Genomic DNA, 14,953 nt, shown 5'->3' on the forward strand with positions numbered 1-14,953 from the left:
ATCAGGGTTCCCAACCAGCACCACAAAGGTGCATTGGTATCTTTTTGCCTCTATTTGGTGCGTGGTGTATCGCAAAAAATACATCCGCATTACGCAATTTGTTTACATTCGCCTGGATTGAATGTTAATAAATTGAATGTATTTCCATACTAATTTTAACAACACAACTACAAACTCACGACAATGGCCCGGGTGATTACACCACGGGCTGCAATAAAGGAGTTGGATATGCAATTAGCAAAACTGGCCACAGCACTGTTAGCCGCGGGTATTTGCGTTGGTGTGGCGCATGCAGCAGATGCACCTCAGACCACACTGGACAAAATCAAAAGTAGCGGTGTGGTTGTGGTTGGTCATCGTGAATCTTCCGTACCATTCTCCTACTACAACAACGAACAGAAAGTGGTGGGTTACTCACAGGATTTTTCTAACGCCATTGTTGATGCCATCAAAACTAAGCTCAACATGCCTAACCTGACTGTGAAACTGATTCCTATCACTTCTCAAAACCGTATTCCATTGCTGCAAAATGGTACCTTCGATTTTGAATGTGGCTCCACCACAAACAACCTTGAACGCCAGAAGCAAGTGGCATTCTCCGACACTATTTTTGTTATCGGTACTCGTTTACTGGTTAAAAAAGGCAGCCCAATCAAAGATTTTGATGATCTGAAAGGGAAGAATGTCGTTGTTACTTCCGGTACAACCTCAGAAGTGCTGTTGCATAAACTGAACGACGAGAAACACCTTGGTATGCGTATCATCAGCGCTAAAGACCATGGCGACTCTTTCCGTACTCTGGAAAGCGGCCGTGCCGTTGCCTTTATGATGGATGATGCGTTACTGGCAGGCGAACGCGCTAAAGCTAAAAAACCGGGTGACTGGGTGATTGTAGGGACCCCGCAATCCAAAGAAGCTTACGGCTGTATGCTGCGCCAAAACGACCCAGAGTTTAAAAAGCTGATGGATGACACCATCGCCAAAGCTGAAACTTCTGGTGAAGCAACCAAGTGGTTTGATAAGTGGTTCAAAAACCCGATTCCGCCGAAAAACCTCAACATGAACTTTGAACTGTCTGATGATATGAAAGCGTTGTTCAAAGCCCCTAATGACAAAGCTATTAACTAATTACAAAACAAAGGGGCAGGTTACCTGCCCTTGCGATTGATCACAGGGACCCGGACAGACTATACGCCGGATGGTCGTTCCCCATCGGGCGCGAAAAGAGGTCTCTCATCAATCTTGGGGGGTAGCACTGCTACCCTCATTTTTTTCGGAGTTGAAATATGTCTATAAACTGGGACTGGGGAATCTTTTTTCAGCCTGCCCCTTTCGGGAACACCACCTATCTGGGCTGGTTATGGAGTGGTTTTCAGGTCACTATCGCGTTATCAGTTTGCGCCTGGATAATCGCTTTTCTCGTCGGTTCATTCTTCGGGATTTTACGTACCGTACCACACCGTGGCATTTCAGCCATTGGTACCTGTTATGTTGAGTTATTCCGTAATGTGCCGCTTATCGTGCAATTTTTTACCTGGTACCTGGTCGTACCGGAATTGCTGCCGGAAAACATCGGCATGTGGTTTAAAGCCGAGCTGGATCCGAATATTCAGTTCTTCGTTTCGTCTATGCTGTGTCTGGGCTTGTTTACTGCCGCGCGTGTCTGCGAGCAAGTCAGAGCGGCAATTCAGTCTTTACCACGCGGGCAAAAAAACGCCGGGCTGGCCATGGGTCTTACCCTGCCACAAACCTACCGTTATGTCCTGCTACCCAATGCTTACCGCGTTATTGTTCCACCGATGACATCAGAAATGATGAACCTGGTTAAAAACTCAGCTATCGCATCCACCATTGGTTTGATGGATATGGCGGCGCAGGCAGGAAAACTGCTGGATTATTCCGCACATGCATGGGAATCCTTCACTGCCATCACGCTGGCCTATGTGCTCATCAATGCCGTCATTATGCTGGTGATGAACATTGTGGAACGCAAAGTGCGTTTACCAGGTAATATGGGGAGCAAATAATGTACGAATTTGACTGGAGTTCTATTCCGCCTTCCCTGCCTTTTTTAGCAGATGGCATGATCCTGACTTTCAAAATCACCCTGACGGCGATTATTGTCGGGATTGTGTGGGGGACTATGCTGGCAGTAATGCGCCTGTCCTCTTTTAAGCCCGTCGCCTGGTTTGCCAAAACCTATGTCAACGTGTTCCGCTCAATTCCGCTGGTCATGGTGTTACTGTGGTTTTACCTGATTGTGCCCGGCTTCCTGCAGCAGGTATTGGGCTTATCACCCAAAACTGATATCCGGCTGGTCTCAGCATTAGTCGCATTCTCCATGTTTGAGGCTGCCTACTACTCGGAAATTATCCGTGCCGGGATTCAGAGCATTTCCCGCGGGCAATCCAGTGCATCACTGGCGCTGGGAATGACCCAATGGCAGACCATGCAATTAGTTATTCTGCCCCAGGCATTCCGCGCCATGGTGCCTTTGCTACTGACACAAGGCATTGTCCTGTTCCAGGATACATCGCTGGTGTATGTGCTTAGTCTGTCTGATTTTTTCCGCACCGCATCCACTATTGGAGAACGTGACGGCACCCAGGTTGAAATGGTGCTGTTTGCCGGTGCGGTCTATTTTGTAATAAGTCTCAGTGCCTCCTTGTTGGTCGGCTGGTTGAAGAAAAGGACTGTGTGATGATCTCCCTGAAAAATATTTCTAAATGGTACGGCCACTTTCAGGTACTGACCGATTGTTCGACTGAAGTGCAAAAAGGTGAAGTTGTGGTGGTCTGCGGCCCGTCGGGTTCCGGCAAATCCACCCTGATTAAAACCGTGAATGGCCTGGAGCCTGTTCAGCAAGGTGAAATCATTGTCAATGGCACCAAAGTGAATGACAAAAAAACCAACCTGGCACAGTTACGATCCCATGTGGGCATGGTGTTCCAACACTTTGAATTATTTCCGCACCTGTCGATTATCGATAACCTGACACTGGCACAGGTGAAAGTGCTCAAGCGCGACAAAGCTTCCGCACGGGAAAAAGGCCTGAAACTGTTAGATCGTGTTGGCCTGTCTGCTCACGCCAACAAATACCCGGCACAATTGTCTGGCGGCCAGCAGCAACGTGTGGCTATCGCCCGTGCATTGTGTATGGATCCTGTCGCCATGCTGTTCGACGAACCTACGTCCGCACTGGATCCAGAAATGATCAACGAAGTGCTGGATGTGATGGTTGAGCTGGCAAAAGAAGGCATGACAATGATGGTGGTGACTCACGAAATGGGCTTTGCCCGTAAAGTGGCGACCCGGGTTATCTTTATGGATGAAGGGAAAATTGTTGAAGACTCGCCCAAAGAAGCGTTCTTTGCCAACCCGCAATCCGATCGTGCCAAAGACTTCCTGGCTAAAATCATTCACTAATTTGTAAAAATATCGCGCGGTACAGACTCAGGCTGAAAGGTTACCCTTTCAGCCTTTTTATTTTTACCCTCAAGGATCAAATGGCTGGCGATGAAACTGGTTATGCCCGCATTTTGGGCAACGGGGCAGTATATCCGGGGTATACACCGCCAGGTGATAATGGCAATGTTCGCACACCAGGTTGCCAAGCCCTACGACCTCGCCACTGTGGTAAACACCATGGCGGGTTAAATCCTCAAAGACTTCATGCCACTCCAGTTGCGTTTTATCAGTGATATCTGCAAGTTCCTGCCACAAACTCTCCTTAATCACACGCATAAAAACACTGTCGCTGACTTCCTGCTGGCTTTCCTGGTAACTGAGTGCGAACTCTTCTAAATCACGGCGTACCGCACGCACCAGTTCATCCATTTCCGTACGAGTGAGCTCTCCTGTTTCGCTCATATGACGCCGGGCACTCGCAACCAGCGCGTCAATATCGCGCTCCCCATTACGTAATCGCTCACTCAAGGACGAAACAAGTTCACGGTAGTATTGCGCAACTTTACTCATGGCGCTGGCCTCCTGGACTTAACGTCTTCTAATAATAGACGTTATTCTGCCAGGCCTGTGTTAGCCGCCCCACAACCGCACCAAATAATTCTCACAGGTGATGGGGCAGGAAATCATTCTTACGGGCATGGAAGTGCTGTTGTGCTGCGCCCTAATCGGCTATGCTATGCCGATCTGAAAAAACACATACAGGCTACATTTGTAGCTTTCTATAGCACAGGACCACTCGCAGCCATGCAAGAGCAATACCGCCCGGAAGAGATAGAATCTAACGTTCAGCTTCACTGGCAAGAGAAGCGTACATTTGAAGTAACTGAAGACGAGAGCAAAGAGAAGTATTACTGCCTGTCGATGCTTCCTTATCCTTCTGGTCGACTACACATGGGTCACGTGCGCAACTACACCATTGGTGATGTGGTTGCCCGTTATCAGCGCATGCTGGGTAAAAACGTCCTGCAGCCAATTGGCTGGGATGCATTTGGTCTGCCCGCTGAAGGTGCTGCGGTCAAAAACAACACAGCGCCGGCACCCTGGACTTACGACAACATCGAATACATGAAAAACCAGCTTAAAATGCTGGGTTTTGGTTATGACTGGAGCCGTGAACTGGCAACCTGCAAACCGGAATATTACCGTTGGGAACAGCAATTCTTCACCCAGCTGTATAAAAAAGGTCTGGTTTACAAAAAAACCTCTGCGGTTAACTGGTGCCCGAACGACCAGACCGTGCTGGCTAACGAACAAGTTATTGATGGTTGTTGCTGGCGTTGTGATACCAAAGTTGAGCGTAAAGAAATCCCGCAGTGGTTTATTAAAATCACTGACTACGCCGAAGAGTTGCTTAACGACCTGGATAAGCTGGATCACTGGCCAGATACCGTTAAAACCATGCAGCGCAACTGGATTGGGCGTTCCGAAGGTGTGGAAATTACCTTTGACGTTGAAAACAGCGACCAGAAGCTGACCGTCTACACCACCCGCCCGGATACCTTTATGGGTGTCACTTATCTTGCTGTGGCCGCAGGCCACCCGCTGGCGCAACAGGCAGCACAAGGTAACGCAGAAATTACTGCCTTTATTGATGAATGCCGTAATACCAAAGTGGCCGAAGCCGATATGGCGACCATGGAGAAAAAAGGCATCGCAACAGGCATTAACGCCATCCATCCACTGACTGGCGAAGCGGTTCCGGTATGGGTTGCTAACTTTGTCCTGATGGAATACGGCACTGGCGCAGTAATGGCTGTTCCGGGGCACGATCAGCGTGACTGGGAATTCGCCAGCAAATACCAACTGGCAATCAAACCAGTCATTCTGGATGCCGAAGGCAACGCGCCTGACCTGAGCCATGCAGCGCACACCGAAAAAGGCGTGCTGTTTAACTCTGGTGAGTTTGATGGCCTGGACTTCCCGGCCGCCTTTAACGCCATCGCCGACAGCCTGGCTGCAAAAGGGGTTGGTGAGCGTAAAGTTAACTACCGCCTGCGTGACTGGGGGGTTTCCCGTCAACGTTACTGGGGGGCGCCAATTCCGATGGTGACACTGGAAGACGGCACCGTGATTCCTACTCCGGAAGACCAGTTGCCTGTTATCCTGCCAGAAGACGTGGTAATGGATGGCATCACCAGCCCAATTAAAGCCGACCCTGAGTGGGCGAAAACAACGGTTAACGGCCAGCCTGCACTGCGTGAAACCGATACCTTTGATACCTTTATGGAATCCTCATGGTATTACGCTCGCTACACCTGTGCGCAATACGACAAAGGCATGCTGGACGAAAAAGCAGCAAATTACTGGCTGCCGGTTGACCTGTATGTAGGTGGTATTGAGCACGCCATCATGCACCTGCTCTACTTCCGCTTCTTCCACAAACTGTTGCGCGATGCAGGTATGGTTAACTCCAACGAACCAGCCAAACAGTTGCTGTGCCAGGGTATGGTGCTGGCAGATGCCTTCTACTACACAGGTGTAAATGGCGAGCGTAACTGGGTTTCTCCGGTTGATGCCATTACTGAACGTGATGAAAAAGGCCGTATTGTTAAAGCGACCGACAGCGCAGGCCATGAACTGGTTTACGCGGGCATGAGTAAGATGTCCAAGTCCAAAAATAACGGTATCGACCCGCAAGTAATGGTTGAACGTTATGGTGCTGACACCGTGCGTCTGTTCATGATGTTTGCTTCCCCGGCAGAAATGACGCTGGAATGGCAGGAATCTGGTGTAGAAGGGGCCAACCGCTTCCTGAAACGTGTCTGGAAACTGGTGTTTGAGCATACAGAAAAAGGAGCAGTCACTGCTCTGGATGAAGCTGCACTGTCAGAAGACCAGAAAGTACTGCGCCGCGAACTGCACAAAACCATTGCGAAAGTGACCGATGATATTGGCCGCCGTCAGACCTTTAATACCGCGATTGCGGCCATTATGGAACTGATGAACCGCCTGACCCGTGCTACACAGGAAACTGAGCAGGACCGTGCACTGATGCAGGAAGCTCTGATTGCAGTAGTACGCATGCTGTATCCGTTTACTCCGCATATCTGCTTCAACATGTGGCAGGCTCTGGGTTGTGAAGGTGATATCGATAACGCGGCATGGCCGGTTGCTGACGAACAAGCCATGGTTGAAGACACCCGCCTGGTCGTGGTTCAGGTCAATGGCAAAGTCCGCGGCAAAATCACCGTTCCGGCAGATGCCGACCAGGAACAGGTTCAGGCCCGGGCGGCACAGGAACACCTGGTCGCCAAATACCTTGAAGGGGTAACCATTCGCAAGGTTATCTACGTACCGGGTAAATTGCTCAACCTGGTTGTTGGTTAAACGCAGGAGGACGCGTGAGATATTTACTCACTTTAATCTTAAGTATGGCGGTGCTGGTCACCGCCGGGTGTGGCTGGCACCTGCGGGGTACTTCCGCGGTGCCAACCAGCATGCAGACGTTGATTCTCAATTCGGGTGACCCGAATGGCCCGCTAAGCCGTGCGGTACGCAACCAGTTACGTCTTAATAACGTAACGATTGTGGAAGCCTCTTCTGTTCGCCAGGATATTCCGTCCTTGCGTCTGAATGGCGCGGCAATACATAAAGACACCGCGTCTATTTTTCAGAATGGGCAAACTGCGGAATACCAGATGGTAATGACGGTGAGTGCAACTGTGTTGATTCCGGGGCATGATATTTACCCCATTTCAACCAAGGTCTATCGCTCATTCTTTGATAACCCGCTCACCGCACTGGCAAAAAGTGCTGAGCAGGATCTTATCGTAAAAGAAATGTACGACAAGGCAGCGGAACAACTGGTGCGCAAACTGATGTCGGTGCAGACAATGGACCAGCAGAGAAGCAGTGAATATAGTGACACCACTGCAACGCAACCCTCTGCGGCAACGTCTCCCCGCCAGTCGGCCACGCTGACACCCGCTACTGCACAATAATGGTTAAGTTGTATCCGGAACAACTCAGTACGCAGCTCAATGACGGGCTGCGTACTGTTTGGTTATTAGTGGGCAACGATCCTCTGTTGTTGCAGGAAAGCCAGCAATCCATTCTGAACACAGCCAAAACTCAGGGCTTCGATGAGCACTACAGTGTGCAAATCGATGCGTCTACAGACTGGCCTGACTTGTTCACACGCTGCCAGTCTATGAGCCTGTTTTCCAGCCGCCAGTCTCTGGTGTTACAGTTACCGGAGAATGGCCCAAATGCAGCTATCAATGCTCAACTGGAAACACTGGTTAGCCTGTTACATGAAGATTTATTACTGATTATTCGTGGTAATAAACTCACCAAAGCGCAGGAAAATGCAGCCTGGTTTGCGGCAGTCAGTGCGCAGGCGGCGCAAGTCACCTGCCAGACGCCCGAACAGGCGCAACTCCCCCGCTGGCTTGCAGCCCGCGCCAAACAGATGAAGCTCTCGCTCGATGACGCGGCCAGCCAGTTACTCTGCTATTGTTATGAAGGTAACTTACTGGCTCTGGCACAGGCTCTTGACCGTTTAGCGCTACTCTGGCCGGACGGCAAACTAACGCTGCCCCGTGTTGAACAGGCCGTGAATGATGCCGCACACTTTACGCCCTGGCACTGGGTTGATGCATTGCTGGCAGGTAAAAGCAAACGCGCATTACATATCCTGAACCAGCTTCAGCGAGAAGGTGATGAACCGGTTATTCTGGTGCGAACTATTCAGCGCGAATTGTTGTTGATGGTCAACCTGAAGCGCCAGTCATCCCAGGTACCACTGCGTTCTTTGTTCGACCAGCATCGGGTTTGGCAAAACCGCAGGGGCCTGCTGACTGAGGCTCTGAACCGTTTACAACCTGAACAGCTGTTTCAGGCTGTAAAGTTATTAAGCCAGACTGAGCTGACGCTTAAACAGGATTTTGGTCAGGATATTTGGCCGTCACTTGCGGCTTTGTCACTGTTACTCTGCCACGGCGCATTACCCGATACCTTTATTCATGGCTGATTCTTTATCTGAACTGATAGCACTCTATGGCGGCACCTTCGACCCGGTACATTACGGGCACATCAAGTCCGTCATTGCCATGGCAAAAGCGGCACAACTTAAGCAGGTTATCGTTCTGCCCAACAATGTGCCGCCACACCGCCCCCAACCCGATGCCAGCAGTGAACAGCGCAAAGCCATGGTGCAACTGGCGGTAGCAGGTAACTCCCTGTTTACTGTGGATTGCCGTGAGCTGGAGCGGGACACCCCTTCCTGGACTGTCGCCACACTGGAAACCTTTCGCCATGATATTGGCCCGGAACAACCTCTGGCTTTTATTATTGGCCAGGATTCCCTGTTAACACTCCACAAGTGGTACCAGCACGAAAAAATTCTGTCGTTATGCCACTTGTTGGTTTGCCGCCGCCCTGGATACCCATTAACCCTGCCGGAACCAGGACGCCAGCAGTGGCTGGAAGATAACCTGGTAACAGAGGCCAGCCTGCTTCACCAGTCACCCTGTGGCTCAATTTTCCTTGCCGATACCCCTGAGTATGCAATTTCAGCAACAGAAATTCGGACACGCCTTGCCAACAACAGCCCCTGTGATGATCTGCTGCCAGACAGCGTGCTGGACTACATCCGCCGCGAGCATTTATACCAAAGCTGACATCACCTGATGCAGCGCATCCAGCAAAGACTGGTTCGCTGCACGTGACTTCACTGCAATACGGTAGTAACGCGCATCGAGCCCCGGGTAGTTAGCGCAAGAACGAATTAAAATACCAGCCTGCTCCAACAGCGCCCACTGTAAATCCAGTGACGGAACATCGCAGCGGAAAAACAGATAGTTTGCCTGCGGCTGCCATGCCTGAATGCCTGGTACTTTACTCAGCGCCTGATACAACCACTGATTTTCTGTGCGCACCCACTGCCATGTTTGCTGTTGGTACTCTGTTTCCTGCAACACCTGCTCACCAGCAATAGCCGCCAGGGTATTAATACTCCAGGGGGCACGCTTTGCTCGCAGGGCCGCCATAGATTCCGGGTGGCTACTCAGTGCATAGCCCAGTCGCAACCCGGGAATAGCATAAAACTTCGTCATCGAGCGCAATACCCACACCCACGGCATCTTCCCCAGTACAGGAATAAAACCCGGGTGTTGTGGGGAAAAATCGAGAAAGGCTTCATCAACAATTAACCAAATATGGTTGTCTTCGCATTTGCGTGCGATGCGCTCCAGCAAAGACCAGTCGGGCAGTAACCCGGTCGGGTTGTTTGGCGTACATAAAAACACACAGTCAAGTTCAGGCGTTAACGCACCAAGAATTCCGTCATCAAGCTGCCAGCCATTGTTTTCCTGCAACCACCAGGTATGCACCTGGCACCCAACCAGAGCCAGTGCCCGTTGATACTCAGCAAACCCAGGAGATACCACTAAAGCCTGTTTTGGATCCAGCGTTTTCACCAGGTCAAAAATCAACTCAGTTTCCCCGTTACCAGCCTGTATCCAGTCTGGTGGTACTGAGTGATAAGCTGCCAGCGCCTGGTGTAATGATTGATAGTCGACATCCGGATACTGCTCCAGTTTGCCCAGCGACTCCGCCAGGCGCTGGCGCACACCCAACGGCATCCCCAGCGGGTTAATGTTGGCGCTAAAATCCAAAAGGGTATCCTCATCAACGCCCAAATGCTGGGCAACCTCGCGTCGATTTCCGCCATGCTGACTGGTGAAACGGGACATAATTTTTCCTTTTATTGAAAGCGTTATCATAGCGGAAACTTGCGTGCTATTAGATAATGCGAACTGGAAAGCAATCATTGCAGGAGAGGAACATGCGTTTATGGCTGGTACGGCACGGGCAAACTGAAGCAAATACCCGGCAGCTTTTCTGCGGTAAAAGTGAATCGCCACTAACGCCGACCGGTATTGGGCAGGCATGTGTGGTTGCCAACCTGCTTCGCAATGTGCCTTTCGACCATGTGCTAATGAGTGAACGAGAACGCGCACGGCACACAGCACAACTGATCCTGCAACCGCATCACCCACAACCACGTACCAGTGCCCTGTTGAACGAAATGGATTTTGGCGCCTGGGAAATGCAACACCATAGTACGCTGATTGAACAGGATAAGCAGTATCAGGCCTGGTGTGCCGACTGGCAGCATGTCACCCCACCGGAAGGGGAAAGTTTTGCCCGTTTTACAGAGCGCGTTGCAAAACTTGCCGGGGCGGCACGGTCGTTACAGGCAGATAACCTGCTGTTAGTCAGCCACCAGGGCGTGATAAGCCAGTTACTGGCGCAACTGCTGAATATGCCGCCAGCAGCCATGTGGCGCTTTGCTATTGAGCAAGGCGCGTGGAGCCGTATCGACCTCAAAGGCGATTATGCAACCCTGCGTTATCTCAATAACCATGGAAACAGTACGCATAATGATTAACCAACCCGCCGTACCACGGCTTATGGGTCAATTCTGGCATTGACACCCCTTGTCAGCCTGTTATTCTCCGCAGCCAGAATTGCCTGCGCCGCCATTTCTAAATTGTTTTACAAAAATGGCGATGCATTCCAGCCCGGCCAGTGGGAAGATAGCTCGCCTGGCGTAATGCTGCTGGCCGGCCAGGTCTGAGCCATCAGCGTGGTATCATGCAGGCACCATCACACATTGTTAATCCACCAGGGGGAACACTTGCAGGGTAAAGCACTCCAGGACTTTATTGTCGACAAAATTGATGATCTGAAAGGTCAGGACATTATTGCCATTGATGTCAAAGGCAAATCCAGTATCACTGACTGCATGATTATTTGCACCGGTACATCCAGCCGCCATGTCATCTCCATTGCCGATCATGTTGTTCAGGCTTCACGTCAGGCTGGGCTGCAGCCACTGGGTGTGGAAGGTGAGAACGGTGCTGACTGGGTGGTTGTTGACCTGGGCGATGTGATTGTGCACGTTATGCAGGAAGAAAGCCGTCACCTGTATGAACTGGAAAAACTCTGGAGTTAAGTGTGAAGCTTCAGTTAGTTGCCGTCGGGACCAAAATGCCCGACTGGGTACAGACCGGTTTCAGTGAATACCTGCGTCGTTTCCCTAAAGATATGCCTTTCGAGCTGGTTGAAGTACCGGCAGGCAAACGCGGGAAAAATGCAGATATAAAACGTATTCTCGACAAAGAAGGCGAAGCCATGCTCGCCGTTGCCGGGAAAGGTAACCGAATCGTCACTCTGGATATTCCAGGTAAACCCTGGGATACGACGCAACTGGCTGAACAACTTGAACGCTGGAAGCAGGATGGCCGCGATGTCAGCTTATTAATTGGCGGCCCCGAAGGTCTTTCTCCTGCATGTAAAGCAGCAGCAGAGCAAAGTTGGTCTCTTTCCACTCTGACACTGCCGCACCCACTGGTGCGCGTTTTAGTCGCGGAAAGTTTATACAGGGCGTGGAGTATCACCACGAATCATCCCTATCATCGTGAGTAATGCACCAGGTAGATTAAGCAGCGGATGAAATTACAGGATTCTTTTCGCGATTATACGGCTGAGTCCGCGCTTTTTGTGCGCAGGGCATTAGTGGCCTTTACCGGTATTCTGGCGCTGACTGGGGTACTGGTAGCCAACCTCTATAATCTGCAAATCGTCCGGCATGATGACTACCAAACCCGCTCGAACGAAAACCGTATCAAGCTGGTTCCCATCGCGCCGACACGCGGCATCATCTACGACAGGAACGGTACGCCACTGGCGCTTAACCGCACCATTTACCAGTTAGAAATGATGCCCGAAAAAGTAGACAGCGTGCAGGGTACGCTGGATGCGTTACGCCCGGTGGTTAACCTGACAGACGATGATATCGCCAATTTCAAGAAAGAACGCTCCCGTTCTCACCGTTTCACTTCCATTCCAGTCAAAGTTAACCTGAACGAAGAACAGGTTGCCCGCTTTGCCGTTAACCAGTACCGTTTCCCGGGTGTGGAAGTCAAAGGCTACAAACGCCGCTATTATCCCTACGGTTCAGCCCTGACTCATGTCATCGGTTATGTTTCCAAAATCAACGACCGTGATGTTGACCGTCTGGATAAAGAAGGGAAACTGGCTAACTATGCCGCGACCCATGATATCGGCAAATTGGGTATTGAACGCTATTATGAAGACCTGCTCCATGGTCAGACCGGCTATGAAGAAGTCGAGGTCAATAACCGTGGGCGCGTCATTCGCCAGTTAAAAGAAGTACCGCCTCAGGCCGGTCATGATATTTACCTGACGCTCGACTTCCAGTTACAAAGCTACATTGAAACACTGCTGGCAGGCAGCCGGGCCGCAACTATTGTCACAGACCCACGTACAGGTGCGATTCTTGCTCTTGTGTCCATGCCCAGCTATAACCCGAACCTGTTTGTTGATGGCATTTCCTCCAAAGACTACTCTGGCCTGCTGCATGACCCGGATACTCCATTGGTTAACCGTGCAACACAAGGGATTTACCCGCCAGCCTCCACAGTAAAACCTTATGTTGCGGTATCAGCCCTGACTGCCGGTGTGATTACCCGCAGCACCAGCCTGTTTGACCCGGGGTGGTGGCAACTGCCAGGTTCTGAGAAGCGTTACCGTGACTGGAAAAAATGGGGTCATGGGCACCTTAATGTAACCAAAGCGCTTGAAGAGTCTGCAGATACCTTCTTCTACCAGGTCGCCTACGACATGGGGATAGACCGCCTGTCTGAATGGATGGGCAAATTTGGTTACGGTCACCTGACAGGTATCGACCTGGCAGAGGAACGTTCCGGCAACATGCCTACCCGCGAATGGAAACTCAAGCGGTTCAAGAAACCCTGGTACCAGGGGGATACCATCCCGGTTGGGATTGGTCAGGGTTACTGGACAGCCACCCCCATCCAGATGAACAAAGCGCTGATGACACTGATTAACAATGGCGTCATTAAAACACCGCATTTGTTGATGGATACTGTCGTAGATGGCAAAAAAGTGCCCTGGGTCCAAAAAGAAGATGGTCACATTGGTGATATCCATTCCGGCTTCTGGGAAATTGCCAGAGATGGGATGTATGGTGTGGCAAACCGCCCTAACGGTACAGCGCACCGTTATTTCGCCGGCGCACCCTATAAAATTGCAGCAAAATCCGGGACAGCGCAGGTCTTTGGCCTGAAAGCCAATGAAACCTATAACGCCCACAAAATTTCCGAGCGCCTGCGCGACCATAAACTTATGACCGCGTTTGCGCCTTATGATAATCCGCGCGTCGCGGTTTCCATTATTCTGGAAAACGGCGGTGCAGGCCCGGCGGTTGGTACCGTCGTTCGGCAAATTCTCGATCATATTATGCTAGGCGATAACAACACCGCGTTACCAACTGACTCCCCTGCCCAACACGTCGCCGGAGAGGATCAATAACCCATGACTGACAACCCGAACAAAAAGTCCCTCTGGGATAAGATACACATCGATCCCTTGCTGATGGTCACCATTCTGGCACTGTTACTTTACAGCGCCCTGGTTGTCTGGAGCGCCAGCGGGCAAGACCCGGGCATGATGGAACGCAAAATCGCCCAGATTTGTATGGGGCTGGTTATCATGATAGTGCTGGCTCAGGTGCCCCCGCGGGTCTATGAAGGTTGGGCTCCCTGGCTGTATATCATCTGTATTGTGTTACTGGTCGCCGTTGACGCCTTTGGGGCAATATCCAAAGGGGCTCAACGCTGGCTGGATCTCGGCATTGTGCGTTTTCAGCCATCAGAAATTGCCAAAATTGCGGTGCCACTGATGGTGGCCCGCTTTATTAACCGCGATGTCTGCCCGCCCACACTCAAAAACACAGCTATCGCACTGGCGCTTATCTTTATGCCAACCCTGCTGGTTGCTGCTCAGCCAGACCTGGGGACATCCATCCTGATTGCTGCATCCGGTATCTTCGTACTGTTCCTTTCGGGGATGAGCTGGCGCTTAATTGGTATAGCCGTAATACTGGTGGCGGCATTTATTCCGGTTTTGTGGTTCTTCCTGATGCATGATTACCAGCGCGCCCGCGTCATGATGCTGCTCAATCCAGAGAGCGACCCACTGGGTGCCGGGTATCACATTATTCAGTCTAAAATTGCGATTGGTTCCGGCGGGTTACGAGGTAAAGGCTGGCTGCATGGTACGCAATCCCAACTGGAGTTTTTACCAGAGCGCCATACTGACTTTATTTTTGCCGTACTGGCTGAAGAACTTGGCCTGGTTGGCGTGCTGGTTCTGCTAACGCTGTATTTATTGCTGATTATGCGTGGGCTGTGGATTGCCGCACACGCGCAGACCACTTTTGGCCGCGTGATGGCCGGTGGCCTGATGCTGATTTTGTTTGTTTATGTCTTTGTTAATATTGGTATGGTTAGTGGAATTCTACCGGTGGTGGGCGTCCCCCTGCCGCTGGTAAGTTATGGTGGTTCCGCGCTTATCGTACTCATGGCGGGGTTTGGTATTGTTATGTCGATACACACCCATCGAAAACTGTTATCGAAAAACGTATAAGAGGTAA

The 14,953-nt window shown here is 51.0% G+C and carries 15 protein-coding genes; 13 read left to right on the forward strand and 2 right to left on the reverse strand.

Annotation, left to right across the window (positions count from 1 at the left end; all coding sequences use genetic code 11):
• The first annotated feature begins 228 nt into the window (after positions 1–228).
• The 4 genes from DT73_RS13030 to DT73_RS13045 all read left to right on the forward strand — a co-directional run bounded on the left by DT73_RS13030 (position 229) and on the right by DT73_RS13045 (position 3,426).
• Positions 229–1,128 (forward strand): glutamate/aspartate ABC transporter substrate-binding protein, encoded by a 900-nt coding sequence (locus tag DT73_RS13030; RefSeq protein WP_036109467.1) that lies wholly within the window; start codon positions 229–231, stop codon positions 1,126–1,128.
• Between the two features lie 158 nt (positions 1,129–1,286).
• On the forward strand, positions 1,287–2,027 hold the full coding sequence (locus DT73_RS13035; protein WP_036109470.1) for an amino acid ABC transporter permease: 741 nt from the start codon (positions 1,287–1,289) through the stop codon (positions 2,025–2,027).
• The gene (gene gltK / locus DT73_RS13040) at positions 2,027–2,701 is read left to right on the forward strand and encodes a glutamate/aspartate ABC transporter permease GltK (RefSeq protein WP_036109473.1); all 675 of its coding nucleotides are present in this window, start codon (positions 2,027–2,029) and stop codon (positions 2,699–2,701) included. The genes DT73_RS13035 and gltK overlap by 1 nt, the downstream gene beginning before the upstream one ends.
• Positions 2,701–3,426, forward strand: a complete 726-nt coding sequence (locus tag DT73_RS13045; RefSeq protein ID WP_036109476.1) for an amino acid ABC transporter ATP-binding protein — start codon at positions 2,701–2,703, stop codon at positions 3,424–3,426. The genes gltK and DT73_RS13045 overlap by 1 nt, the downstream gene beginning before the upstream one ends.
• 69 nt (positions 3,427–3,495) lie before the next feature.
• Here DT73_RS13045 and DT73_RS13050 read toward each other — a convergent pair whose 3' ends face one another.
• Positions 3,496–3,978, reverse strand: coding sequence for a zinc ribbon-containing protein (locus DT73_RS13050; RefSeq protein ID WP_036109478.1), 483 nt, complete (start codon positions 3,976–3,978; stop codon positions 3,496–3,498).
• Positions 3,979–4,212: 234 nt separating this feature from the next.
• On the opposite strand from DT73_RS13050, the gene leuS reads away from it, so the two are divergent.
• Genes leuS through nadD form a run of 4 tightly spaced genes read left to right on the forward strand, consistent with a single transcriptional unit; the run spans position 4,213 to position 9,089 of the window.
• Positions 4,213–6,795 carry a leucine--tRNA ligase gene (leuS, locus tag DT73_RS13055; RefSeq protein ID WP_036109481.1) on the forward strand — a complete coding sequence of 861 codons (2,583 nt, stop codon included), beginning with the start codon at positions 4,213–4,215 and terminating at the stop codon, positions 6,793–6,795.
• Between the two features lie 14 nt (positions 6,796–6,809).
• The gene (gene lptE, locus DT73_RS13060) at positions 6,810–7,409 is read left to right on the forward strand and encodes an LPS assembly lipoprotein LptE (RefSeq protein WP_036109485.1); all 600 of its coding nucleotides are present in this window, start codon (positions 6,810–6,812) and stop codon (positions 7,407–7,409) included.
• Entirely contained in the window at positions 7,409–8,440 is a 1,032-nt protein-coding gene (gene holA, locus DT73_RS13065) for a DNA polymerase III subunit delta (protein WP_036109488.1), read from the forward strand. The genes lptE and holA overlap by 1 nt, the downstream gene beginning before the upstream one ends.
• Positions 8,433–9,089, forward strand: a complete 657-nt coding sequence (gene nadD, locus DT73_RS13070; protein ID WP_036109491.1) for a nicotinate-nucleotide adenylyltransferase — start codon at positions 8,433–8,435, stop codon at positions 9,087–9,089. The genes holA and nadD overlap by 8 nt, the downstream gene beginning before the upstream one ends.
• Here nadD and cobD read toward each other — a convergent pair.
• Complete coding sequence (cobD, locus tag DT73_RS13075; RefSeq protein ID WP_036109496.1) at positions 9,075–10,163, reverse strand: threonine-phosphate decarboxylase CobD; 1,089 nt, start codon at positions 10,161–10,163, stop codon at positions 9,075–9,077. The two genes, nadD and cobD, sit on opposite strands and share 15 nt — an antisense overlap.
• A 92-nt stretch (positions 10,164–10,255) precedes the next feature.
• On the opposite strand from cobD, the gene DT73_RS13080 reads away from it, so the two are divergent.
• The 5 genes from DT73_RS13080 to mrdB all read left to right on the forward strand — a co-directional run bounded on the left by DT73_RS13080 (position 10,256) and on the right by mrdB (position 14,946).
• On the forward strand, positions 10,256–10,861 hold the full coding sequence (locus DT73_RS13080) for an adenosylcobalamin/alpha-ribazole phosphatase (RefSeq protein WP_036109498.1): 606 nt from the start codon (positions 10,256–10,258) through the stop codon (positions 10,859–10,861).
• A 249-nt stretch (positions 10,862–11,110) separates the two neighbouring features.
• Positions 11,111–11,428 carry a ribosome silencing factor gene (gene rsfS, locus DT73_RS13085; protein ID WP_036109500.1) on the forward strand — a complete coding sequence of 106 codons (318 nt, stop codon included), beginning with the start codon at positions 11,111–11,113 and terminating at the stop codon, positions 11,426–11,428.
• A 2-nt stretch (positions 11,429–11,430) separates the two neighbouring features.
• Positions 11,431–11,901, forward strand: a complete 471-nt coding sequence (gene rlmH / locus DT73_RS13090) for a 23S rRNA (pseudouridine(1915)-N(3))-methyltransferase RlmH (protein WP_036109502.1) — start codon at positions 11,431–11,433, stop codon at positions 11,899–11,901.
• A gap of 24 nt (positions 11,902–11,925) precedes the next feature.
• The gene (gene mrdA, locus DT73_RS13095; RefSeq protein ID WP_036109504.1) at positions 11,926–13,830 is read left to right on the forward strand and encodes a peptidoglycan DD-transpeptidase MrdA; all 1,905 of its coding nucleotides are present in this window, start codon (positions 11,926–11,928) and stop codon (positions 13,828–13,830) included.
• 3 nt (positions 13,831–13,833) lie between these two features.
• Positions 13,834–14,946: a peptidoglycan glycosyltransferase MrdB gene (gene mrdB, locus DT73_RS13100; RefSeq protein ID WP_036109534.1), complete on the forward strand. Its 1,113-nt coding sequence runs from the start codon at positions 13,834–13,836 to the stop codon at positions 14,944–14,946.
• Positions 14,947–14,953 lie beyond the last annotated feature (7 nt).

Origin of the sequence: Mangrovibacter sp. MFB070, from assembly GCF_000705335.1 — a bacterium.
Lineage (GTDB): Bacteria > Pseudomonadota > Gammaproteobacteria > Enterobacterales > Enterobacteriaceae > Mangrovibacter > Mangrovibacter plantisponsor.